The sequence below is a fragment of the Streptomyces sp. NPDC020958 genome, from assembly GCF_055562175.1.
This window is the reverse complement of sequence record NZ_JBVHFU010000017.1, coordinates 33,876-57,988: the sequence shown is the minus strand read 5'-3', so window position 1 is coordinate 57,988 and position 24,113 is coordinate 33,876. Positions and strand designations below refer to the sequence as shown.

Annotated in this window: 14 protein-coding genes; 10 read left to right on the top strand and 4 right to left on the bottom strand. The window is 74.0% G+C overall.

Translation table 11 applies throughout. The features are described 5' to 3' along the window. Positions 1-265 precede the first annotated feature (265 nt). Together ACZ3KP_RS34555 and ACZ3KP_RS34550 are read right to left on the bottom strand one after the other, a co-directional pair. Complete coding sequence (locus tag ACZ3KP_RS34555) at positions 266-1,495, bottom strand: serine/threonine-protein kinase (RefSeq protein ID WP_467504409.1); 1,230 nt, start codon at positions 1,493-1,495, stop codon at positions 266-268. Between the two features lie 111 nt (positions 1,496-1,606). After that, positions 1,607-3,280, bottom strand: coding sequence for a serine/threonine-protein kinase (locus tag ACZ3KP_RS34550; protein ID WP_467504407.1), 1,674 nt, complete (start codon positions 3,278-3,280; stop codon positions 1,607-1,609). 421 nt (positions 3,281-3,701) lie between these two features. On the opposite strand from ACZ3KP_RS34550, the gene ACZ3KP_RS34545 reads away from it, so the two are divergent. From ACZ3KP_RS34545 to ACZ3KP_RS34505, 9 genes are all read left to right on the top strand, one after another. Continuing rightward, positions 3,702-7,670 (top strand): FHA domain-containing protein, encoded by a 3,969-nt coding sequence (locus ACZ3KP_RS34545; RefSeq protein ID WP_467504406.1) that lies wholly within the window; start codon positions 3,702-3,704, stop codon positions 7,668-7,670. Between the two features lie 151 nt (positions 7,671-7,821). Further along, complete coding sequence (locus ACZ3KP_RS34540; RefSeq protein WP_467504404.1) at positions 7,822-9,201, top strand: ABC transporter substrate-binding protein; 1,380 nt, start codon at positions 7,822-7,824, stop codon at positions 9,199-9,201. Positions 9,202-9,208: 7 nt separating this feature from the next. Then, on the top strand, positions 9,209-10,552 hold the full coding sequence (locus ACZ3KP_RS34535) for a carbohydrate ABC transporter permease (protein WP_467504402.1): 1,344 nt from the start codon (positions 9,209-9,211) through the stop codon (positions 10,550-10,552). Continuing rightward, entirely contained in the window at positions 10,549-11,388 is an 840-nt protein-coding gene (locus tag ACZ3KP_RS34530) for a carbohydrate ABC transporter permease (protein WP_467504401.1), read from the top strand. The genes ACZ3KP_RS34535 and ACZ3KP_RS34530 overlap by 4 nt, the downstream gene beginning before the upstream one ends. 195 nt (positions 11,389-11,583) lie before the next feature. Beyond that, positions 11,584-13,845 carry a bifunctional glycosyltransferase/CDP-glycerol:glycerophosphate glycerophosphotransferase gene (locus tag ACZ3KP_RS34525; protein WP_467504400.1) on the top strand — a complete coding sequence of 754 codons (2,262 nt, stop codon included), beginning with the start codon at positions 11,584-11,586 and terminating at the stop codon, positions 13,843-13,845. A 124-nt stretch (positions 13,846-13,969) separates the two neighbouring features. Continuing rightward, complete coding sequence (locus ACZ3KP_RS34520) at positions 13,970-16,165, top strand: bifunctional glycosyltransferase family 2 protein/CDP-glycerol:glycerophosphate glycerophosphotransferase (RefSeq protein ID WP_467504399.1); 2,196 nt, start codon at positions 13,970-13,972, stop codon at positions 16,163-16,165. Positions 16,166-16,167: 2 nt separating this feature from the next. Continuing rightward, the gene (locus tag ACZ3KP_RS34515; protein WP_467504397.1) at positions 16,168-18,411 is read left to right on the top strand and encodes a bifunctional glycosyltransferase/CDP-glycerol:glycerophosphate glycerophosphotransferase; all 2,244 of its coding nucleotides are present in this window, start codon (positions 16,168-16,170) and stop codon (positions 18,409-18,411) included. Then, the gene (locus ACZ3KP_RS34510; RefSeq protein ID WP_467504395.1) at positions 18,408-19,685 is read left to right on the top strand and encodes a hypothetical protein; all 1,278 of its coding nucleotides are present in this window, start codon (positions 18,408-18,410) and stop codon (positions 19,683-19,685) included. The genes ACZ3KP_RS34515 and ACZ3KP_RS34510 overlap by 4 nt, the downstream gene beginning before the upstream one ends. A gap of 110 nt (positions 19,686-19,795) precedes the next feature. Beyond that, complete coding sequence (locus ACZ3KP_RS34505) at positions 19,796-21,334, top strand: hypothetical protein (RefSeq protein ID WP_467504393.1); 1,539 nt, start codon at positions 19,796-19,798, stop codon at positions 21,332-21,334. On the opposite strand, the gene ACZ3KP_RS34500 is transcribed toward ACZ3KP_RS34505, so the two are convergent. Continuing rightward, the gene (locus tag ACZ3KP_RS34500) at positions 21,321-21,737 is read right to left on the bottom strand and encodes an organic hydroperoxide resistance protein (protein WP_358983449.1); all 417 of its coding nucleotides are present in this window, start codon (positions 21,735-21,737) and stop codon (positions 21,321-21,323) included. The two genes, ACZ3KP_RS34505 and ACZ3KP_RS34500, sit on opposite strands and share 14 nt — an antisense overlap. Positions 21,738-21,870: 133 nt before the next feature. Here ACZ3KP_RS34500 and ACZ3KP_RS34495 point away from each other — a divergent pair, with 133 nt between their 5' ends. Further along, a complete protein-coding gene (locus tag ACZ3KP_RS34495; RefSeq protein WP_467504391.1) occupies positions 21,871-22,383 on the top strand; it encodes a MarR family winged helix-turn-helix transcriptional regulator in 513 nt (170 codons plus the stop codon). Between the two features lie 12 nt (positions 22,384-22,395). On the opposite strand, the gene ACZ3KP_RS34490 is transcribed toward ACZ3KP_RS34495, so the two are convergent. Further along, complete coding sequence (locus ACZ3KP_RS34490) at positions 22,396-23,889, bottom strand: glycosyltransferase family 39 protein (RefSeq protein WP_467504390.1); 1,494 nt, start codon at positions 23,887-23,889, stop codon at positions 22,396-22,398. Positions 23,890-24,113: the final 224 nt, after the last annotated feature.

Sequence of the window (24,113 nt, the reverse complement as noted above, 5' to 3'; positions counted from 1 at the left end):
ACGGGCTCCCGGCAGCGACACCGCCGGGGCTCAGCCCCGCTTCCGTCGGGGGCGGGAAGGCGACTGGGGGCGGCTCGCGGCGCGCCCCGACGGGCTCCCCGTACCGGCGCCGCTGGGGCTCAGCCCCGCTTCCGTCGGGGGCGGCTCGCGGCGCCGGCCGACGGGCTCCCCGCACCGGCGCCGCCGGGGCTCGGCCCCGCGTCCGTCGGGGGAGGTGGCTGGGGCGGCTCGCGGCTGGTCTGCTGGGCCGGGCGGGGCGTGTTCGTCACGGGGGTGACGTCGTGTGGGTGTTCTGGGGTGGTGGCGAGTCGTCGTCCGAGGACGCCAGCCACGCGCCCACCCCCACCACGGCGGCCACCAGCACGCCGGCCACGGCCAGGGTCACCCGGCGGCGGCGCGCCGCCGCGCGGTGCCGCGCGGAGCCGGGGCGCGGGGCCCCCGACGCCCGCGGCACCCGGGCCGTGCCCAGGGCGCCGCCCGCCAGCTCGTCGGGTCCCGGCACCCGCATGGACGTGTGGGTGTCGCGGTTGGAGTCCGGTTTCGCACCCGGCACCAGGGAGACGGCGCCCCGGCGACGTACCCGCTGCTCCTCCGCGGCCGGGGCGGCCGGCTCCTCGGCCTTCTCCTCCGGCGACTCCGCGTCCGGCTCGTCGACGTCCAGCGGCGGCATCCCGGCCAGCATCGGCAGCTGCTCCCTGAGCCGCGCGGCCAGCTCGGAGGCGCGCAGCCGGGAGGCCGGCGCCTTGGCCAGGCACTGCACGAGCAGCTGCCAGAGCTCCTCGGGGATGCCGGGGAGCGGGACGACGGTCTCCGTGACATGACGGCGCAGGACCGCGCCGGGGTGGCCGCCGCCGAAGGGGGTGAAGCCCGCGAGGAGCTCGTACAGGACCGTCGCGAGGGCGTAGATGTCCACCGAGGCGCGGGGCGGCAGGCCCTCCACGATCTCCGGGGCCAGGTAGTCGGGGGTGCCGATGATCTTCGTCGCGCGGGTCCGCTTCGGGGAGTCGATCAGCTTCGCGACGCCGAAGTCGGTCAGCAGGGCCGGGTGGGAGCCGCCGGGGCCCAGCGGACCCTGCATGTCGAGGAGGACGTTCTCCGGCTTGACGTCGCGGTGGACGACGCCCGCCGCGTGGGCGGCGGCCAGCCCGTCGGCGACGTCCGCGACGATGGCGACGGCGGCCTCGGGGGCGAGGCGCCGTTCCCGTTCCAGCCGGGTGCGCAGGTCGGTGCCCCGGACCAGGTCCATGACGAGGGCGAGGTCGTTGCCGTCGACGACGAGGTCACGGACGGAGACGACGTTGGGGTGCTCCAGGCCCAGCAGGGCCGTGCGCTCCTGCACGAAGCGGCCCACCAGCTCCTCGTCGGACGCGAGATCCTCGCGCAGCAGCTTGATGGCGACGGGCCCGTCGGGACCCTCGCCCAGCCACACCGTGCCGGCGCTGCCCCGCCCCAGGATCTGGTGGGCGGTGTACCGGCTGCCGATCTTCCGTGCCAAGGCTGCTCCTACCGACGCGTGTTGCCGATAAAAGTACGCGTCCGAAGAGCCAACCTTCACCACGGAGGCGGAAATCACCCGCCGGATGTCGACAAGTCCCCAAACTCGCGATCAGTTGCCGGAGCCGCTGCCCAGGTCCTTGACCCAGCTGCTGACCGTGCCGGCCCAGTCGCTCAGCTGGTGCCAGTAGCCGCGGCCCTGCCCCACCCAGGTGTGCACCGGGGTCAGGTCCCAGATCAGCCAGCCCGCGACGAACAGGATGACGATCATGAAGAGGCAGCCCTTGAGGCAGCCGAGACCGGGGATCCGCATCGGGTTGGCGCTGCGCCGGCGGGGCTCGCGGGGCTCACGCGGGGCCCGCTGCGGCTCGGCCGGGGGCGCGTAGCGCTGCTGCGGCTGCGGCGGCGGGGCGTACTGCTGCGGCTGGTGTCCGTAGCCGGCCGGCTGCTGCCCGTACCCGCCCTGCTGGCCGCGCGGCTGCGGCCTGCGTACCGGCTGCTGCTGCGGGGCCTGGCGCGGCGGCTGCTGCTGCGGCCGGGCGACCTGGCGCTGGGGGCGGCGGCGGAGCGGGTCCTCGCCCGGGTCGAGGTACTGGACCTGGGTCTGCTCGTTGCGGTCGCGGGCCGCGCGGAGCTGGGTCTGCCAGGGGTGCGGCTGTTCCGGCTGCTGCTGGCCGCCCGGCGCCCCCTGGGGCATCGGCGGCAGGACGGCGGTGGGGTCGGCGGCTCCGGTGTTCGGCAGCACCGCGGTCGGGTCCGCCGCGCCGGCCGGACCGCCGGTGTGCGGCAGGACGCTGGTCGCGGCGTTCGGGTCGTACGCGCCGGTGTTCGGCAGCACCTGCGTGGGATCGGCGGAGCCCGGTACGGCCGCCGGCGCCGGGTCGGGGGCCAGCAGTGCGCCGACGCCCTCGGCCGCGGCGATCTGCGCGGAGTTCGCGTGCACGCCGATGCCCTCGGCGACGACGCGCAGGCCGCGGGCGAGGTTCTCGGCGCTGGGCCGGTCGTCGGGGTTCTTGCGCAGGCAGCGCTCTATGACCGTCCACAGCGGGTCGGGGACGGTCGAGGGGCGCCGCGGCTCGGCGCTGAGGTGCTGGTGGAGGACCTCCAGGGCACTGCCCCCGGAGAACGGCGGACGGCCGGTGACCAGCTCGTACAGCAGGATGCCCGCGCCGTAGATGTCGACGGCGGAGGTCTGCGGGCGGCCCTCGGCGGACTCCGGGGCCACGTACGCGGGCGTGCCGACGAACTCGTGGGTGCGGGTGAGGCCCGGGGAGTCGGCGAGGCGGGCGATGCCGAAGTCGGTCAGCATCGGGTGCATCTGGCCGTTGTACTGCGCGAGCAGCACGTTGGCCGGTTTCAGGTCGCGGTGCACGACGCCGTCGGCGTGGCTGGCGGCGAGCGCGTCGGCGACCTGGGCGGTGAGCAGGGCCGCGGCGACGGGCGTGAAGGGCCCGTTCTCGCGCAGGTAGCGGTGCAGGTCGGGGCCCTCGACGAGGTCCATGACCAGGGCGAGCAGATCGCCCTCTACGACCAGGTCGCGGACCCGGACGATGTTCGGGTGGGTGAGGCGGAGCAGGACGGAGCGCTCCCGCAGGAAGCGCATCACGATGTCGGGGTCGCTCGCGAGCTCTTCCTTGAGCACCTTGATCGCGACGGTCTCACCGGGCTGGCCGGGCACGGCCGCCTCGGCGCCCGCGGTCTCCCGCTGGCGGGCACGCCAGACGGTGCCGGTGGCGCCGCGTCCGAGCGGCTCCTCCAGGAGGTACTTGCTGCCTACCGGCCGCACGTCATGCGCTCCCTGCTGCTTGCTGGTGTGTCCGGGCCTTGTGTGTGTCCGACCCACTGTAGTGCTGTGGTGCCCGGGGCCGGGTTGTCGTCCGGCTGTGCCTCGCCCTGTCCGGTCGGCCGCCGACAAGCGTTCCGGACGTGTCCCCATACGTAGGCGTTCCCGCGCGCGTTCGATGGAAAGACGCGTGCTTCGGTCCGTCGGTTGCCGGGTCCGGACGTGACCGATCTCAAGTGATCGCGCGCGCGGTACCGGTCAGGCACTTTTGGGGGCAGAGCCGACCAATCAAGATCACTTACCATCGGGGCGTGGGCGCGTTGTCAGCGGCAGGTGCGAGGATGCGTGCGACAGCAGAACTGGCCGACGTGCTCGTGGCGGTGGGGGGAATTCCGCGCCCGCGCAGAAGGGACCGCTGACGGCGATGCAGATCCGGCTGACCGTCGTAGACCCGCTGGGCCCTGCCGCGCAGCGGGGTAGGGCCGTGAGCCGCGACGTGCTGGTGACGGCGCCGACGGGCACGGATCTGGCCGCGGTGGCCTCCGCGCTGGCCGCTGCGGTCACCGGCGACGGCAGCCTGGGCGGCCGTGAGGCGAGCGGGGCCCCGGTCGTGCTGTACGCGGGGGTGGAGCGGCTGGACGCCCGTCGCCGCGTCCTGGGTGAGCCCCCGCTGGTCGACGGCGCGGTGCTGTCCCTGGGCGCCCCCGCCGCTCCCGAACCGCATCCCGAGCTGGACGACGCCCCCACCCAGCTGCATGTGATCGCCGGCCCGGACGCGGGCGGGGTCCATCTGCTGCACGGCGGCCAGATCACCATCGGCCGGTCCGCCGACGCCGACATCCCGCTCGACGACCCGGACGTCTCCCGGCTGCACTGCGCGGTGACGGTCGGCGCCGACGGCCGGGTCTCGGTCGCCGACCTGCACTCCACCAACGGCACGGCCCTGGACGGCAGCCGCGTCACCGACCGCCCGGTCCGCCTCACCCCGGGAGCGCTCCTGCGCATCGGGGAATCCGCCCTGCGGCTTACGCCGTCCGGGGGGCCGGGGGCCCGGGTGGGTACGGCCCCGGACGGCGAGGGCTGCGTACGGGTGCTGCTCGACGGGGAGGGCGGGGAGGCCGGCGGGGACGCTGTGGACGCCCCCGTCGTCGAGGCCATGTCGGGTCCGGCGGGCCGCACCCCGCACGCGTACGGCACGGCGGGCTGGGGAGCCCCGGGCGGGCCGACGGGGGACCACGACTACGGCCCGGCGGATGCGCCGGTCGTCCCGGCGCAGGGGGACGCGCCGCGGATAGAGAGCCGGGAGGGACTCCCGGGGCCCGGCCGGGGAGGGGGCGCACCGCAGGACGAGCGGGGCGGCTCCGCGTCGCAGGGCGCGTGGGGAGGCGGGGCGCCGCAGGGCCGGGCCGGAGGTGGCGCGGCCCGGACCGGACACGGGTCGTACGAGTGGGCGGAGGCGGCCGACGGGGGGCGCGGGCACCATGAGCCGGCGTCGGAGGGCGGGCGCGGAGGGCTGCCCGGTCCGCGCGGTGGAGCCACGGGGGTCCGCGGTGCCGACAGCCCGTCCGACGGCGGGACGAGTCACGGCGTCGGCGCCAGGTCCGGCGGCGGAACACACGGCACCGGCAGGGGGTCCGGCTCGGGACCCGAGGGGACGTACGGCTCCGGCACGGGGTCCGGCTCCGGAACCGGGGGGACATACGGCACCGGCGACACGCACGCCGGTCGTGCCGGGGTCCTCGGCGGCCCGGGCGGCCGGGACACCGGCATGCGTCCCGAACCCGTGAGGAGGGACACACCCCCCGGCCGCGACACCCGAAGCACACGCACCACCCCCGGAACCGACGGCCGAAACACCGGCACCCACCCCGACGCCCGAAGCGCACGCACCGACCCCGCCCCGGGCACCCGGACCACCGGCCCCGGCCGCGCCTCCTCCACATCCGACCCGGCGCACCCCGGTCCGGCCGCGCCGCACCGACCCTTCCCGCACCCCGCGTCCCCGACCGGCGAAGCCGGCGACCCCGCCGCCCCCTCCGGGAGGCGCAAAGGCACCCCCCTCCGCGGAACCGACGCCCCGGCCCTGCCCGGCGGTGCCCGCAGGCGCGGCGGTCTCGGGGCCTGGGCGCGGCGGCTGGCCGGCGGGCGCGGTGAGCCCCCGTCCGCCGCCGTCGGCGAGACCGCGGCCGAGGACGGCGTCGCCCCGCCGGCCGGTGTCGCCGCCCAGCCCGAGACCTGGCCCGACCCGGCCGCCCTGCTGCTGACCGCGCTCGGCCCCGGCCCCCGCCTCTGGGAGCGCGGCCCCGGTCACCCGGAGGCGCTCACGGTCCGGCTCGGCACGGCGGACCGCCCGGCACCCGACGGCTCCGGACTGCTGCCCGCCGTACCCGTCACCGCCGGTCTGCGCGAGTCGGGTGCCCTCGGCCTCGCGGGCCCGCGAGGCCGCCTCGCCGGGCTCGCCCGTTCCGTGCTGGCGCAGCTCGCCGCCCTGCACTCGCCCGACCTGCTGGAGATCGTGCTGGTGAGCGCGGACCGGGCCCGCCCCCTGGAGGAGCGGACGGCCGAGTGGTCCTGGCTCGGCTGGCTCCCGCACGTCCGCCCCGGGCACGGGCAGGACTGCCGGCTGCTGCTGGCGTACGACCGGGAGCAGGCGGCGGCCCGTGTGGAGGAGCTGCTGCGCAGGGTGGAGGACCTCGCCGTGCCCCGCCGCCCGGCCACCCCGTCCGACCGCCCTGCCCTGGCCCGTGGGACGGCGGACGCGCCGCCCGCCGACGACGTCCACCGTCCTTCCTGGGCGCGCGCCGGCGGCGAGGGCGACGACCTCGACGACGGCAGCGGCGGCTTCCCGGGGCCGTACACGGTCGTCGTCGTGGACGGCGATCCGGGTGGTGCGGCGCTGCGGGACGCGGTGGCCCGGCTGGCCGTCGCCGGACCGCGGGCCGGGGTGCACGTGATCTGTCTGGCGGAGACGGCGCCCACCTCCCCCGCCTCACCGGTCGCCGAGACCTACGAGCAGGCGTGCGCGGTGGCGCCGACGTTCCGCGAGTGCGGGGCGGTGGCCCTGCTGAGCGGGGACGTGGCCACGGCGCTGCATCTGGTGCGGGTCTCCGCCGGCCCCGTCGGTCCCGGCACCCTGGCCGCGGTGGACGCGGTCTCGCCCGCCTGGGCGGAGCGGTTCGCGCGGGCGCTGGCCCCGCTCCGCGCCGACGGCCCCGTCCCGGATCGGCACGCGCGTGTGGCCACCCCGTTGCCCCAGTCCGCGCGGCTGCTGGACGAGTTGGGGCTGGCGCGGGCCACCCCGGCGTCGTTGATGGCCCGGTGGGCGGACGCGGCCGACGACGCCGAGGCGCTGGGCGGCCGGGCCCGGGCAGTGCTCGGCGCGGGGCCGCGCGGTCCGCTCGTCGCCGACCTGGTCGCCGAGGGACCGCATCTGCTGGTCGAGGGGCCGCCCGGCAGCGGCCGTACGGAGCTGCTGCGGGCGCTGGTCGCGTCGCTGGCGGCGGCCGAGCGCCCCGACCGGCTCGGGATCGTGCTGATCGACGGCCGTGACGGCGTCGGCACGGGTGCCGGGCAGGGCGAGGGCCTGCGGGTGTGCACGGACATACCGCATGTCACCACCCATCTCACCGCCAACGACCCGGTGCGGATGCGGGAGTTGGCGCAGTCGCTGAGCGCCGAGCTGAAGCGGCGGGCCGAGTTGCTGGGCCGCTGCGACTTCGCGGAGTGGCACGCGCAGCGGGAGATCTCGGGCCGGATCGTCCCCCAGCGCGGCCGCCCGGCCGCCGCGGGAGCCGCCGACATAGAAGCGCCGTCCAGCTCCACGCTCCGGCTGCGTCCGTCGGCCGGTGCGGCGGCCCGCAGGCAGGCCGAGGCACCGCCCCCGCTGCCCCGTCTGGTGGTCGTGGTCGACGACCTGGACGCCCTGGTCTCCCCCGCGCTCGGTTCGCCGGGCCGCCCGGCCGCGGGTTCCGTGATGCGGGCGCTGGAGGCGGTGGCGAAGGAGGGCGACCGGCTCGGCGTCCACCTGGTCGCGGCGGCCGGCACGGGCGGTCGTACGGCGGAGACGGAACCCGCCCGGCAGGCCACCTTGCGCGTCGCCCTGGACGCGCCCGCGTCCGGCCCGGACGAACCGGCGCCGGGCCGTGGTCGCCTGACCACCCCGGACGGCCGCAGCACGGCGTTCCAGGCGGGCCGGGTCACCGGCCGGATCCCTCGCACGGCCACCCAGCGCCCCACGGTGGTCGCCCTCGAATGGCACCGGATGGGTGATCCGCCCGCCCGCCGCCCGGTCCGGGAACTGGGCAACGGACCGACGGACCTGGCGCTGCTGGCGAGCGCCGTGGAGCGGGCGGCGAAGGAAGTGGCGGCTGCGCGGGTGCCGTCCCTTCTCTAGGAGCGGTTCTCCGGCTGCCGCCGATCACAACGTGATCACGATCCCCCGCGCTGACCTGTAGGCACCCTTGCCGGGCAGGCGGCCCCCGCGTACACCGGAGCGCACGGGACAGAGTTCTGACGTTCAATGAAGAACGACGAACGGGGAAGTGATGCGCAGTAACAGCAGCACCATCCGGACCGGCAGGGCCGTCACCACACTCGCCGCGCTGATGGCGGGGGCACTCGCGCTCACCGCCTGCGGCGGCGGCAGCGGCAAGAAGTCCACCGACGGCAACAGCGCCTCCGCCACTCCGACGAGCACCCTCAGCCTCCCGAAGCTCAACGGCACGACCCTGGAGGTCGCCGCCGTGTGGACCGGGCAGGAGCAGAAGAACTTCAAACAGGTGCTCGCCGAGTTCGAGAAGCGCACCGGCGCGAAGGTGACCTTCGTGCCCGCCCAGGACCCGATCATCAACTTCCTCGGGTCGAAGATCGCGGGCGGTCAGCCGCCGGACATCGCGCTGCTGCCGCAGCCGGGCGCCATCAAGCAGGCCGTGCAGAAGGGCTGGGCGAAACCGCTGAGCGCCGACACCGTCACGGAGGTGCAGAAGAACTACTCGCAGGGCTGGCAGGACATCGGCAAGGTCGGCGGCAAGCAGTACGGCGTCTACTACAAGGCCGCCAACAAGTCGCTGATCTGGTACAACACCAAGGTCTTCGAGAACGCGGGCGCCAAGGAGCCGAAGACCTGGCAGGACCTGCTGACGGCGGCGCAGGCGGTGTACGACTCGGGCGTCACCCCGTTCTCGGTGGGCGGCGCGGACGGCTGGACGCTGACCGACTGGTTCGAGAACGTGTACCTCTCACAGGCCGGTCCGGAGAAGTACGACCAGCTCGCCCAGCACAAGATCAAGTGGACGGATCCGTCCGTGAAGCAGGCGCTGACCACGCTGGCCCAGGTCTGGGGCAAGAAGGGGTACGTGGCGGGCGGCGCGGCCGGTGCGCTCCAGACGGAGTTCCCGGCGTCGGTCACCCAGACCTTCACCGGCGGCGACCAGCCGAAGGCGGGCATGGTCTACGAGGGCGACTTCGTGCAGGTCAACATCGGGGAGACCAAGGCGAAGGTGGGCACGGACGCGAAGGTGTTCCCGTTCCCGGCGGTCGGCTCGACCGCGCCGGTGGTCTCCGGTGGTGACGCGGCCGTCGTCTTCAAGGACTCCAAGGGTGCCCAGGCGCTGGCGAAGTTCCTGGCCTCCCCGGACGCGGCGACGATCCAGGCGAAGCTCGGCGGCTACCTCTCGCCGAACAAGAGCGTGGCGAACTCGGCGTATCCGAACGAGGTGCAGCGCAAGATCGCCCAGGCGCTGATCGCCTCCGGTGACGACTTCCGCTTCGACATGTCCGACCAGGCTCCGCAGGCGTTCGGCGGTACCCCGGGCAAGGGCGAGTGGAAGGACCTCCAGGACTTCCTGCAGAACCCGAAGGACGTCGCGGGCACCCAGGCGAAGCTGGAGAAGGACGCGGCGGCCGCCTACGGCAGCGGAAGCTGACCCGGGGATGGCATCGCCCGCCGCGGCGGGGGTCGGGAGGACCCCCGCCGCTCCCGGCCGTCGCAAGAGCGTGACCGGCACCCGCAGAACCGTGGCGGCTCTCTTCCTGCTGCCCGCCCTGGTGCTGCTCGGCGCGCTCGTGGTCTACCCGATCGGGTACTCGCTGATCCGCAGCTTCTACAACGCCGACGGAAGCGGTTTCGCCGGCTTCGACAACTACAAGGCGATCTTCACGGACGACGGCATCCGCACCGCCCTGAAGAACAACATCATCTGGGTGGTGTTCGCGCCGACCGTCTCCACCGCCCTCGGTCTCGTCTTCGCGGTGCTGACCGAGCGGGTGCGCTGGGGAACGGCGTTCAAGCTGGTCGTCTTCATGCCGATGGCGATCTCGATGCTGGCCGCCGGCATCATCTTCCGGCTGGTGTACGACCAGGACCCGGACAAGGGCGTGGCGAACGCGGTGTGGGTCGGCATCCATGACACCTTCGCCCAGTCCTCGGCGTTCCCGAACGCCCACCCGGGCCGGGAGTCGCCCCTGAAGCCGGACCAGGGCGGCTTCCTCACCACGGCCACCGTGCACACCGGCCAGACCGTCGCCCTCCCCCTGGTCGGCGTAGCGCCCGACCAGATGCCGGGCGGTGCGAAGAGCGCCGTGGCGGCGAAGCCGGATCCCGGGAAGATCACCGGCACCACCTGGCAGGACTTCACCCGCGGCAAGGGCGTCGGCAGGCTCGGCGTTCCCGACCCGTCCGAGCTGGGCTACGACGGGATGCGGATCGAGGCGGTGAAGAACGGCACGGTGGTGGCGTCCACGAAGGCCGCCGCCGACGGCACCTTCACCCTGCCGGCCACCGCCGACGGGGCCCGGCTGCGGCTGCCCGCGAGCAACTTCAAGCAGCCCTACAACGGTGTCGACTGGCTCGGCCCGTCCCTGGTGACGCCCGCCATCATCGGGTCGTACGTCTGGATGTGGGCGGGGTTCGCGATGGTGCTGATCGCGGCCGGGCTGGCGGGCGTGCCGCGGGAGCTCCTGGAGGCGGCGCGGGTGGACGGGGCGACCGAGTGGCAGGTGTTCCGCAAGGTCACCGTGCCGCTGCTGGCCCCGGTCCTCGCGGTCGTCACCGTCACCCTGATGATCAACGTGCTGAAGGTCTTCGACCTCGTGTACATCATCGCGCCGGGCTCCTCGCAGGACGACGCGAACGTGCTCGCCCTGGAGCTGTACCGCAAGGGCTTCTCGGAGGGCCAGCCGGGCATCGCGAGCGCGATCGCGGTCTTCCTGCTCCTCCTGGTCATCCCGGTGATGTGGTTCAACGTCCGGCGACTGCGGCGGGAGGAGCGGCGATGAGTTGGCTGCTGGAGAAGGTCAACGGCGGTCTGGTGCGCGTCTTCCTGATCGTCGTCGCGCTGTTCTGGCTGGTGCCGACGATCGGGCTGCTGGCGTCGTCGTTGCGCTCGCCGGAGGACATGAGCGCGAACGGCTGGTGGCACGTGTTCAGCAAGCCGTCCCAGCTGACGTTCGACAGCTACCGGAAGCTCCTGGAGAACGGCGACATCACCCACTCCCTCTGGAACACGGTCCTGATCACCGTCCCGGCGACGATCCTGGTCGTGGTCATCGGGGCGCTGGCCGGGTACGCGTTCGCGTGGATGGAGTTCCCGGGCCGGGACTGGTGGTTCCTGATCGTGGTCAGCCTGCTGGTGGTGCCGGTGCAGGTGGCGCTGATCCCGATCGCCGAACTCTTCGGCAAGATCGGCCTGTTCGGCACGATCGTCGGCGTGATCCTGTTCCACGTCGGCTTCGGTCTGCCGTTCGCGGTGTTCCTGCTGCGCAACTTCTTCGCGGAGATCCCGCGCGAACTGCTGGAGGCGGCCCGCCTGGACGGCGCCGGTGAACTGCGCCTGTTCACCCGGGTGGTGATGCCGCTCGGCGGACCGGCCATCGCCAGCCTCGGCATCTTCCAGTTCCTGTGGGTGTGGAACGACATGCTGGTCGCGCTGGTGTTCACCAAGTCGGGCACCCAGCCGATCACGGTCGCGTTGCAGACCCAGGTACGCCAGTTCGGCAACAACGTCGACGTGCTGGCACCCGGCGCGTTCATCTCGATGGTCATCCCGCTGGCCGTGTTCTTCGCGTTCCAGCGGCAGTTCGTGACCGGGGTGATGGCGGGCGCGGTCAAATAGCCGCGCCGGAGGCATCCGTGCCGGCGGCATCCGTGTCGGAGGCATCCGTGTCGACGGAAGGGGGCGGGCCGGTCACCGGGCCGCCCTCTTTCCGCTCGCGGTACGTAACCCACATGACGTAGGGAACCGTAACCACATCACTCCATCGGCCGTTCCCGGGCAGAACGCCCGCGCCGACCGACCCATGGATGCCCCTTGCCCAGGTTCAGTGTCATTGTCCCCGCGTACAAGGTCCAGGCGTATCTGCCCGAGTGCCTGGACTCGGTGCTCTCGCAGTCGTACCCCGATCTGGAACTGATCGCCGTCGACGACCGCTCCCCGGACGCCTGCGGCACGATCATCGACGAGTACGCGGCCCGGGACGCGCGGGTGAGGGCGGTCCACCTGGCGGAGAACGAGGGTCTGGGCGGCGCCCGCAACGCGGGGATGGCGCAGGCGAGCGGCGACTACCTGGTCTTCCTGGACGGCGACGACACCCTCACCCCGGACGCGCTGCGGGCGGTCGCCGACCGGGTCAAGGAGGCGGGCGAGCCGGACGTCCTGGTGTACGACTACGCGCGGACCTTCTGGACGGGCCGGGCGGAGCGCAACAAGCTCGCCGCGCAGCTGACCGAACAGGGCCCGGCGCCCTTCCGGCTCGAGGACCGGCCGGGGCTGCTCCGGGTGCTGATGGTGGCCTGGAACAAGGCGTACCGGCGGGAGTTCGTCGAGGAGCACGGCTTCACCTTCCCGCCGGGCTACTACGAGGACACTCCCTGGACCTACCCGGTCCTGATGGCCGCCGGATCGCTGGCGACCCTGGACCGGGTGTGCGTGCACTACCGGCAGCGACGGCAGGGCAGCATCCTCGGCACCACCAGCCGCAGGCACTTCGACGTCTTCGACCAGTACGACCGGGTCTTCGCGTTCCTCGACGAGCGGCCCGACCTGGCGCACTGGCGGCCCGTGCTGTTCCGCCGGATGATCGACCACTTCTCGACGGTGTTCACCAGGAAGGAGCGGCTGCCCCGCGGCACCCGCGCCGAGTTCCTGCGCAAGGCCCGCGCCCACTGCCGCCGTTACCGGACCAGGGGCGGCCCGGTCCCCTGGCGCACCCGGCTCCGGCACGCCCTCGTCCACCACGGCATGCACCGCACCTACCGCGCCCTCCAGCTGGCGCTGTGGGCCCGTCGCCGGGCGCTGAAAGCCGGCGTCAAGTCCGCCCGAGGGGTGCGCTCGGCCCTGCTCCAGCTGCACTACCGCGTCCAGCTGCGGCTTCCGCTGCGCGCCGACCGGGCCGTGTTCGCCGCCTACTGGAACCGCGGCCACGGCTGCAATCCGGGCGCGCTGGAGAAGGCGTTCCGCACCCATGCCCCGCACATCCGGACCGCCTGGATCGCCCGCCCCGAGCACCAGCACACCATCCCGCCGGGCCCGCGCCGGCTGCGCCCGGGCAGCCTCGGCTACTGGACGGCGCTGGCCCGCTCCAAGTACCTGGTCAACAACGTCAACTTCGACCGGCGGCTGCGCAAGCGCCCCGGCCAGGTGTTCGTCCAGACCCAGCACGGCACCCCGCTCAAGCACATGGGCCTGGACCTCCAGGAACACCCGGCGGCCGGCGCCGGCATGGACTTCGAGGAACTCCTGCGGGGCGTCGACAAGTGGGACTACGTACTGTCCGCGAACCGCCACACCACCCTGACCTGGGAACGCGTCTACCCCGGCGGCTACACCACCCTCGAGTACGGCTATCCGCGCAACGACGTCTTCCAGCAGGCCACCTCGGCGGACGTCACCCGCATCCGGGAGTCCCTGGGTGTCCCCGAGGGCGCGGTCGCCCTCCTGTACGCGCCCACCCACCGCGACTACCGGCGCACCCAGCGCCCGGTCCTGGACCTGGACCGGATCGTGCGCCGCCTCGGCCCGCGGTTCGTGGTCCTGGCCCGCGCCCACTACTGGCACGGCGGCCCCCTGGCGACGGGTTCCCGGGTGATCGACGTCAGCGACCACCCGAGCGTGGAAGACCTCTGCCTGGCCTCGGACGCGCTGATCACGGACTACTCCTCGATCATGTTCGACTACGCCAACCTGGACCGCCCGATCGTGGTCCACACCGCGGACTGGGACGCCTACCACGCGGCCCGCGGCACCTACTTCGACCTGCGCGCCAGCCCGCCCGGCGCGGTCGCCCGCACCGAGGGCGAGCTGATCGACATCTTCGCCACCGGGCACTGGTGCGGCTCCCGCTCCGCCCAGTTGCGCGCCGCCTTCCGGGAACGGTTCTGCCGGTACGACGACGGACGCGCCGCCGAACGGGTCGTACGGCATGTGGTGCTCGGCGAGCCGGCGGGGCTGCCGGAGGTCATCCCGCCGGGCGAGCGGCACCCGGTGCCGTCGGCCGCCTCGGGGCCGGCCCAGTCCCCGCTGGCCACTGTTCCGCAACCTTCCGGCCATCTGCCCGTCACCGAGAGCCGCTGAACGCCGTTTGCCTCGCAGGGAGTTCTCACATGCCCCCGAACACCTCGCGGCCCACTCCGTCCCGGCCGTCCACCTGGCGGCCGGCGGGGCGACCGGGTCGTTTGCACACCTGAGAAAGAGCAGCATGCCCCGCTTCAGCATCATCGTCCCGTCCCACGGGGTCGCCGGCCGGCTGTCCCAGGCGCTGGACTCGGTCCTCGCCCAGTCCTTCGGCGACCTGGAGCTGATCCCGGTCTGCGACGGTCCCGACGCCCCGGCCGCCTCGGTCACCGCCGGTTACGCCGAGCGGGACTCCCGGGTGGTCCCGGTGCACTCACCACCGTCCGCCGGGCTCAGCGGGGCCCGCAACACCGGCGTGCGGGCGGCGAGCGGCGCGTACCTGCTGTTCCTGGACGGCGACGACGTGCTGGTGCCGGGCGCGCTGGCGCTCCTCGACGCACGGCTCACCGCCACCGGCGACGTGGACGTCCTGTACTTCGAGCACGAGCGGACGCCGTGGTGGGAGGGTGAGCCGACCAACCCGGCGGCACCGCTGCTGGCGTCCGCCCCGCCCGGGCCATGCACGCCGGAGCAGGCGCCGGGGCTGACCGGGGTGGCGCTGCCGGCCTGGAGCGCGGCCTACCGCCGTGCGTTCGTCGCGGACCGGCGGCTGGTGTTCCCCGCCGGTCACTTCACGGACGTCGGCTGGGGCGGCCTGACCACCGTCGCCGCCGACCGGATCGCAACGCTGCGGGCGGTGGTCGTACGGCACCGGCTGCGCCGGCAGGGCAGCCGGCTGAATCTGCCGGGACCGCACCAGCAGGACCTCCTCGACCAGGTGGAACTGGTCCTCCAGCGGGCCGCGGGACTGCCGGACGACCGGGCGCGGGTGCTGTTCGAGCAGGTCTTCGGGCTGGTGCTGAGGACGGCCGCGCGGCCGGAGCGGATGCCGTCCGGGCACCGGGCGTTCTTCCGCCGGGCCGGGCGGCTGCACCGCGCGCACCGGCCCGCCGGGTTCCGGATGCCGGGCGGCAGCGTGGGGGTGCAGCACCGGCTGCTCGCGGCGGGTGCGTACACGGCGTTCCGGGCGCTGCGCGGTGTCAACCGGGTGGCGGTCGGCGCCGCCGGGCGGCTGCCCCGGCCGCGGATGCCGCTCACCCGGCTGCGCTACGCCCTCGAACTGCGCCGGCCGCTGGATCCGAACCTCGCCGTGTACTGCGCGTACTGGGGGCGCGGTTACGTCTGCAACCCGGCCGCGATCCACGCCGTGGCCCGCGCGCTCGCCCCGCGGATCCACTCGGTGTTCCTGGTGGAGGCCGGACAGGAGCACACCCTGCCGAAGGACGTCGACCACGCGGTGATCGGCAGCCGCCGCTCCTGGCAGCTGCTGGCCCGCGCCAAGTACCTGATCAACAACGCCAACTTCGCCGAGGGGGTCGTCAAACGGCCCGGCAGCGTCCACCTCCAGACGCAGCACGGCACGCCGCTGAAGAAGATGGGCGTCGACCAGTCGACGTACCCGGTGGTCGCCGCGCGCAGCGGCAGCTTCACCAGACTGCTCGGCCGCGTCGACCGCTGGGACTTCAACCTCTCCGCCAACCGGCACTCCACGCAGACGTGGGAGCGCGCCTTCCCGGGCTCGTACCAGGCGCTGGAGTACGGCTATCCGCGCAACGACGTGTACTACACGGCCTCCGCCCACGACGTGATCCGGATCCGGCGCCGGCTCGGCGTCCCGGACGGCAGCACGGCCGTGCTGTACGCGCCGACCCACCGCGACCACCACACCGGGTTCGAGCCCGGCCTCGACCTGGAGGCGTTCTGCGAGGCGGCCGGCGAGGACGTGGTGGTCCTGCTGCGCGCCCACTACTTCTACGACCGGGGACGCCTGCGCGGAAGCACCGGCCGGGTCATCGACGTCACCGGGCACCGCTCCGCCGAGGACGTGTGCCTGGCCGCGGACGCGCTGGTCACCGACTACTCGTCGATCATGTTCGACTACGCCAACCTCGACCGGCCGATCGTGATCTACGCCGACGACTGGGAGGTCTACCGGGCGACCCGGGGCGTCTACTTCGACCTGATGGCCGAGCCGCCCGGACCGGTCGCCCGCACCCCGGAGGAACTGGCCCGGATCTTCCGCGACGGCTCCTGGCGGGGCGCGGAGTCCAAGGAGCTGCGCTCCGCGTTCCGGGAGCGGTTCTGCCAGTTCGACGACGGCCTGGCCGCCGAACGGGTGGTACGGCGGGTGCTGCTCGGCCAGCCGCCGGAGTCGATCCCGGCGGTGATCCCGCTGGCGGAACGCCTGCCCGCGCCGTCCGCGACCCTCGTCAGGAGCTGACCGTGCCCCGCTTCAGTCTCATCGTCCCCTGTTACCGGGTGCAGGGCTATCTCCGCGAGTGCCTCGACTCGGTCCTGGAACAGTCCTTCCACGACATCGAGGTGATCGCCGTGGACGACCGCTCCCCGGACGGCTGCGGCGCCATCCTCGACGAGTACGCGGCCAGCGACCCGCGCGTGCGGGTGCTGCACCTGCCGGAGAACGTCGGCCTCGGCCGCGCCCGCAACGCCGGACTGCCCTACGCCACCGGTGACTTCGTCTTCTTCCTGGACAGCGACGACACCCTCACCCCGGGCGCGCTGCGGGCGATCGCCGACCGGCTCGCGGAGACCGGCGACCCGGACGTGCTGGTCTTCGACTACGCCCGCACGTACTGGTGGGGCGGCACCCGGCGCAACGCCCTCGCCGACCTCCTCGGCGCCCGGTCGGACACCTTCACGGCCGCCGAACACCCGGAGATCCTGGACCTGTTGATGGTCGTCTGGAACAAGGTGTACCGGCGGGACTTCGTCGAGGAGAACGGCTTCCAGTTCCCGCCGGGCTACTACGAGGACACCCCGTGGACCTTCCCGGTCATGCTCAGCGCGGACCGGATCGCCACCCTCGACCGGATCTGCCTGAACTACCGCCAGCGCCGCCAGGGCAACATCCTCTCCACCACGAGCCGCAAGCACTTCGACGTCCACGACCAGTACAGACGGGTCTTCGCCTTCCTGGACTCCCGTCCGGAACTGGCCGGCTGGCGGCCCTGTCTGCACCGGAAGATGGGCGAGCACTGCCTGGACATCCTGGCCAAGCCGGACCGGCTGCCGCCCGCCGCCCGGGGCGAGTTCTTCCGGCGCACGGCCGAGCTGTACCGGGCGTTCCGGCCGGAGGGGGCCGACCTGGGTGTGCTGGGCAGCTCGTACGCCGCGTACCGGCTGAGGCAGCAGGCGGAGCGGGCCGGCCGGGAGAGCGGACGGCAGGCACTGCGGGTACGGCGGGCGGCGGGCGTCCGGGGGCGGCGCGCGCTCACCGGGCTGCGCTCCCTGCGGCCGCTGGACGAGAACCTGGTCCTGTACTCGGCCTCCTCGCACCGGGGCATGCTGGGCGACCCGGCGGCCGTGTACCGCGCGGCCCGGACGATCGCGCCGGGACTGCGTGGCGTGTGGGTGGTGAAGGACGCGGAGGTGGCGGCCGGGCTGCCCGCAGGGGTGGAGCACGTGCTGCTCGACTCCCCGGAGTACCTGCGGCTGACCGCCCGCGCGAAGTTCTTCGTCAACGACGTCAACTGGCCCGGGACTCTGGTGAAGCGGTCCGGCAGTGTGCACGTCCACACCCATCGGGGCACCCCGCTCAAGTACCTGGGCGCCGACCTGCTGGGCAAGCCCGGAGCCCGGCTCGGTTTCGACGTGCCGCAGATGCTGCGCCGGGCCGACCGCTGGGACCACAGCCTGGTCGCCAACCGCCACTCGGAGCTGGTCTGGGAGCGGGCCTACCCCTGTCACTTCGCGTCGGCCCGCACCGGCAGCCCGCGCAACGACGTCCTGGTGAACGCCGGCCGGCGGGAAGCCGGGGGCGGCAGCGGGGGCGAGGGCGGGGGTGGGGTTGCGGCGGGCGGTGGCTTTCGGGAGCGGTACGGCATTCCGGCCGACCACACCGTCGTGCTCTACGCCCCGACCCGCCGCGACTACGTCAGGGGCGGTCACGTCGACCGGATCGACCTGACCGGGTTCGCGGCCGACCTCGGTCCCGGCCACACCCTGGTGGTCCGGCTGCATCCGGCCCTGGCGACCGGCCCGGCCCGCGGTCTCGGCCTGGCCGAGCTGCACCGGCGCGGGATCGTGGTCGACGCGACCTGCGAACCGCACGCCGAGGAGGTCATGCTCGCCTCGGACGTGCTCGTCACCGACTACTCCTCCCTCATGTTCGACTACGCCAACCTGGACCGGCCGATCGTCGTGCACGCCGACGACTGGGCCACGTTCACCGCGAGCCGGGGCGCCTACCTCGACATCACCGCCGAGGCACCCGGCCATGTCTCGCACTCCTACCGGGAACTGGCCTGGCTGTTCGCCTCGGGCAGCTGGCGGGACGAGGAGTCGGCCCGGCTGCGGGCCGACTTCCGTGCGCGGTTCTGCGAGTTCGACGACGGACGGGCCGCCGAACGGGTGGTGCGGACGCTGCTGCTGGGTGAGTCGATGCCGCCGGCCGGTGCCCGGGTGCCGGAACCGGCGGCGGGACACGACCTGCTGGCGGCGACATGAGACCGCGTACCTGGGTGCTGGTGCTGGCCGTGGTGTTCGCGGTGCTGCAACTCGCCGACGTCACCGGCCGGGACACCCCCGACTCCAAGAACTACGTGTCGTACGCGCTGACCCTGGGGGGCGCGGGCCGACGGGAGGCGGCGGCGGAGACGGTCGACTGGGTGTGCGCCGGGCGGGCGTCGGGGGCGGAGCGCGCGCGGCGCGTGGATGTGCTGCGCTTCCATGCGCCGAGTCCGGCACGGAAGGTGTACGCCGCCTGCCGGTCCGACGAACTCGGGCGGGTGGACCGGAGGTTGGCGGCGGGCGGCGAGCAGACGGACGGGCACGTCGTGCCGTTCGTGGGCCCCCGGCTGCGGGCGATCTTCGAGGTGCGGCCCGGTTATCCAGTGCTCCTGCTGCCGTTCGTCACCGTGTTCGGGGTGACCTGGGGGGTGTGGCTGGCGAGTGTGCTGGTCACGGTCGCGGGCGGGGTGCTGGTCTTCCTGGTGCTGCGGACGCTGTCCGTCCCGGTGCCGCTCGCGCTGACCGGTCAGGCCCTTTACTACGTGCTGCCGGTCGGTACGACCGCGATGCGGCCGATGACCGAGGGCCTGATGCTGGCGCTGACCCTGACGGCGGTGTGGGGCTGTGCGCTGGCCCTGACCGGGCGGGCGCGGGCCGGGACGGCGCTGGTGGCGGGCGCGCTGCTCGCGCTGTTCGCCGTGAAGCACTCGCAGGCGCTGTTCCTCGGGGTGTGCCTGGCCGGGGCGGGCGCGGCGGTCGCGCTGCGGCGCCGACGGCACGGCCGGGCGCCGGGGCGCGGGGTGGTGGCGGTCGCGGCCGCCGGATGCCTGGCGGTCGCCGGCACCCTGCTCCTCGCCCGGCTGCTGCACTATCCCTCCGAGGCGGAGAGCATGCAGGACCTGCTGACCAACCACTACGCCCACCCGGACCGGGCCCACCCCTGGGGGGAGTTCCTGCACCTGGAGGGGAACTTCTGGGTGGAGTGGCTGCGCCGGCAGGCGATGGCGCCGTTGTTCGCGGCGGCGCTGGCGGCCGGGGCGTGGGGGGCGCGGCGGCGGCCCGCGTTCGGAGTTTTCCTGCTGGCCGCCGCCGGTACCGGGATCCTCACCCAGGCCGCGCATCCGGACATCAACGTCTGGGGCGACCGGCTGATCGTGCCGGCCTGGCTGCTGCCGGTGGTGGGGGTGCCGCTGTTGCTGGAGCCACTGGCGCACCGGATGGCGGCGGTGCCCGCGCAGGGGGTGCCGAGGACGGTCGGCATCACCCGTTGAGGTGAGCGTCGCGAATACGTCGGCGGCTCACTCGATGAGGTGACGGGCGGCACAGCGGGCGGGGCGAGCGGGAACACTCGGCAAATGGTCCGTCCTGTCCGTTCCCGCCGGTGAGCACCGGCGCGCTGGTCCGGCGCGCCGCGCACGGCTGCACCGCCCTGCGCCGCGGCCGGGTCCGCCGGCTCACCCCGTACCAGGCCTTCGGCCTGCTGTTCTGGCTGCTGATGACGCTGGCGTCCTGGCGGGTGCCGCCGTGCTGCGACGCGGGTCAGCACGCGGCGGCGGTGGAGGGGCTGCGCTCGGGCCTGGCGGACGCCGCCGTCTCCCCGTACGTGCTGGCGCAGGGTGCGGTGGCCAGGCTGACCGGTCTGACCGGGTGGCAGCTGCTGCGGCTGTGCGGCCCGCTGAACCTGCTGCTCCTGCTGAGCGGCCTCGGACGGCTGGTCCGGGTCCTGACCCCGCGCCCCTTCGCACCGGTGCTGGCCCTGGCCTTCATGGCCGTGCTGTGGGGCACGGAACCGGCCCGGGGCGGCGGCACGCTGGCGCTGCTGCCGCTGACCGGCAGCCTCGGTTACCCGTCGGCGTTCGCCCTCGGCCTCACCTTCTGGGCCTGGGCCCTGACCGGCGGCCGGACCCGCGACCTGCGCCGGGTGCGCTACGTCGGCCCGGACGGGCTGCGCAGCCGGACCGGCTACGCGGCTCTCGGCGTCCTGTACGGGGTGGTGGCGCTGGTCGACCCGGTGCTCGGCGTGGGGGCGGCGGCCGGGGCGGCGGCGTTCGCGGCGGGGTGGCAGCGGGACTGGCGGGGCCCGGTCCGGGTGCGGTGGGGGCTGCTGTGCGCGGTGGCGGCCGCGGTGGCCGCGTCGGGCACGCACGCGCGCGTGCTGCCACAGCCGTACGAACGGTACGACGGCCTGGCCGCCCAGTGCTGGCTGGCCCTGCTCCTGGGGGTACCGGCCCTGTGGCTGCGCACCCGACGAGCGGGGCGGGGCGGGTACCGGATCCGGTGTGGGGCGGGCCGATGGCCGGGTGGCGGGGAGGGGCGGGGGGCGGCCGGGTGGCGGGGTGGTGAGGGGGCCGGGTGGGGTGCGGCCTGGCGTGATCCGCTTGTTCTGCTGTTCGCGGTGGAGTGCCTGGTGATGGCGGGCGGCGGGCGCCGGCACGGCTTCGGGGAGCTGCTCGGGCTCGCGCTGCTGGCACCCCAGTGCGCCCTGGCCGTGGAGCTGACGGCGGCACGGCCCTGGCCGGGGTGGCGGCGGGCGCTCGGCTGGGCCACCGCGGGCGGGGCCTGTCTGGGTCTCCTGGCCGCGCAGGCCGGAGCGGTCGTACCGCGCTCGGTGGACCCGGTCGGCTTCGTGCAGCCGCCGCGCTGGCCGTCGTACGACTGGGCGGCTCGGCACATCGGCCGCGGCGAGCCGGTGGTCACGGACGCGTACTACGCCGTGCGGCTGCTGCCCGGCTACGGCATCGAGCCGACCGACGGCCACGACCACCGCCCACGGGTGCGCTGGCTGCTGCTGACGCGGCGGGAGCGACTGCCCGAGGAGGCGGTGGTCGTGGACTGGAGCCGGCGAACCGGCGAGGTGCTCGCGCGGCTCACCCGGACGAGGGGCGTCCCGGTGGCCGCCCGGCCGACTACTCGACGATGAGCTCGACCGGGATGTTGCCCTTGGTCGCCTTGGAGTAGGGGCAGTACTCGTGGGCCTGGTGGACCAGCTTCTCGCCGGTCTCGTTGGCCAGCTCCTCGGGAAGCTCGACGCGCAGGGTGACCTTGAGCGCGAAGCCGCCGTCGGACTCGTCCTTGCCGATGCCGACCTCGGCGGTCACGGAGATCTCACCGGTGTCGACCTTGGCCTGGCGGCCGATGGCACCGAGGGCGCTGGCGAAACAGGCGGCGTAACCGGCGGCGAAGAGCTGCTCGGGGTTGGTGCCCTGGCCGTTGCCGCCGAGCGCGGCCGGGAACGCCAGCGCGAGGTCCAGCTGCCCGTCCGAGCTGACCGCCCGTCCTTCCCGGCCGGTGGCGGTGGCGGCTGCGGTGTAGAGCGCGTCCATGGAAGACCATCCCTCTCGAAATTCACTGCTGCGGTGTTCCGGCGGCTCCGTTCCGGCCGCCCTCACGACCACAAGTAGAGCACACAATTAAGTTGTGCACAACTGAATGGCTCGCAAGAGCTACGCTGGAGCCATGACCGCGACGACCCCGACCCCCGCCCAGGCCCCCGCCCCGTCCTCCGCCCACGTCCCCGAGGCGGAGTGGCTCCGCCTGGACCGCCAGATCTGCTTCTCCCTGCACGCGGCGTCCCGCGCCTTCAACAGCGTCTACCGCGTGATCCTCAAGGACCTCGGTCTCACCTACCCGCAATACCTGGTGATGCTGGTGCTGTGGGAAGAGGGCGACCTGCCGGTCAAGAAGCTCGGCGAGCACCTCCGCCTGGACTCGGGCACCCTCTCCCCGCTCCTCAAGCGCCTGGAGACGGCGGGCCTGGTGCGCCGCGAGCGCAGCACACGGGACGAACGCTCGGTGGACGTACGGCTGACGGAGGCGGGGTCGGCGCTGCGCGAGCGGGCGCTGGAGGTGCCGCGCCGGATCGTCTCGGCGACCGGCTTCGACGTGGACGAGATCCGCGACCTGAAGGCCCGTCTGGACCAGTTGACGGGCACCCTGGACGCGGCCGCCCTGGAGGAGGGTTCCTGCTGACCGCCCCGCGGTTCACGGCTGACCGTCGGCGCCCCGGATCGGCCGCACGTACAGGCGCAGTGCGATCCGGTCGACGACCATCTCCTCGCGCAGTACGAACTCCTGGTTCAGCACGGCGAACTTGGCCCGCTCGGTGGGCAGCCGCGGCCGGTATCCGCGCATCATCGCGTACTTCTCCACCACCGCCCACACCTCGTCGGCCCCCGCCAGCCGCCGCCGCAGCGTCCCCACCGTCACCTCACGCCCGTACAGGGTCCCCGACCGCGGCCCCGACTCGGCCAGCGCCACGTCCCGTGTGCCCCTGAAGTCGGCCGGATAGGCGAGCTGCGTCCCGCGCGCGTGGGCCGGCAGGAACAGCACCGGGTCACCGGGGCGCAGTGTCCGGGCCACCGCCCTCGCGACGGCGCCGAGATCGTCGGGCCGGGTGCCCGGCACCCGGTCCGCGCGCAGCAGCGGAATCTGGTGGGTGAAGGCGAGGACCACCGCCAGCACCCCGGCCAGCGTGAACACCGGCGGCCTGGGCGCGGTCGCCGTGCCCCGGGACCAGAGCCGGCCGAGCAGCGCGGCGACCCGGTCCGCGCCGAGCGCCACCAGCAGGGGCGCCCCGGCCAGCGCGTACAGCACATACCGGTCGACGTACAACGGTGTGAACTGCGAGGCGAGCATCAGCGTCACCGGTGGCAGCACCGCGAGCGGCAGCGCGACCGCCGCGAGCGTCACCTCGCCGCGCCTGCCCACCAGCCGGGTCAGCCCGAGCAGGCCCAGCGCCAGGCACGCCCAGTACACCCCGTCGGTGGGGCCGAGATACTGGCGCAGCAGCTCCTGCGCGGTCTCCACGTCCGGCTCCGTCAGCCACGCCACCTGCGCCGACTGCGTGTGCGAGACGGCGACCATCGGCAGCAGCGACAGCACCACGCCCCCGGCCGCGCAGCACCACCCCCGCCACACCCTTCCCGACGAACGGGCCAGCGCCAGGGTTCCCGCGTGCGCGAGCAGCAGCAGGACCGCGAACTCGTGCAGCCAGCAGGTGACCGCGAGGACACCGCCGTACCACGCCCAGGCCCGCCGACCCTCCCGCGCCGCCGCACGGACGAACAGCAGGGTCGCGCCGGTCGCCCCGGCGGCGACCAGGGCGTAGGAGCGGCCTTCCTGGGCGTAGTGGCCGACCAGGGGCGTGACCGCGAACAGCAGTCCGGCCCACAGGCCGACGCGGGGCCGGGCGAGGCGGGTGCCGAGGGCGGCCACCAGGCTCGCGGTGACGGCGGCCGCGCACACCGAGGGCAGCCGGAGGTCGATCTCACCGGGGCGTCCGGGGGCGGCGGCGAGCACCACGTGCATCAGCAGGTAGTACAGGCCGTGCACCGCGTCGACGCCGTGCAGCAACCGCCAGATCTGCGGCACCGTGCGCCCGGCGACCTGGTAGGTGACGGCCTCGTCGCGCCACATCCCGCCGCGGTGCAGCCCCCAGAGCCCGACCGCGAACATCACCGCTGCGGGAACCCCCACGGCGGCGGCACACCGCACCCGACGCCGCCGGCCGGGCGCCGGTCCGGCCGGTGATGCGGCCGGTGATCCGGAGACCAACGGTTCCGGTTCCTGCTCCGGTCGGTTCGACGAAGCCGGTCGGCCGAAGTCCTCCCTCCGCCTTGTCCGCTGATGTGCTTTTACGAGAGGCCCGATACTCACCACGGCCCGATCTTTTGCGATTAGCCAACCTTTGCCGGGTATTG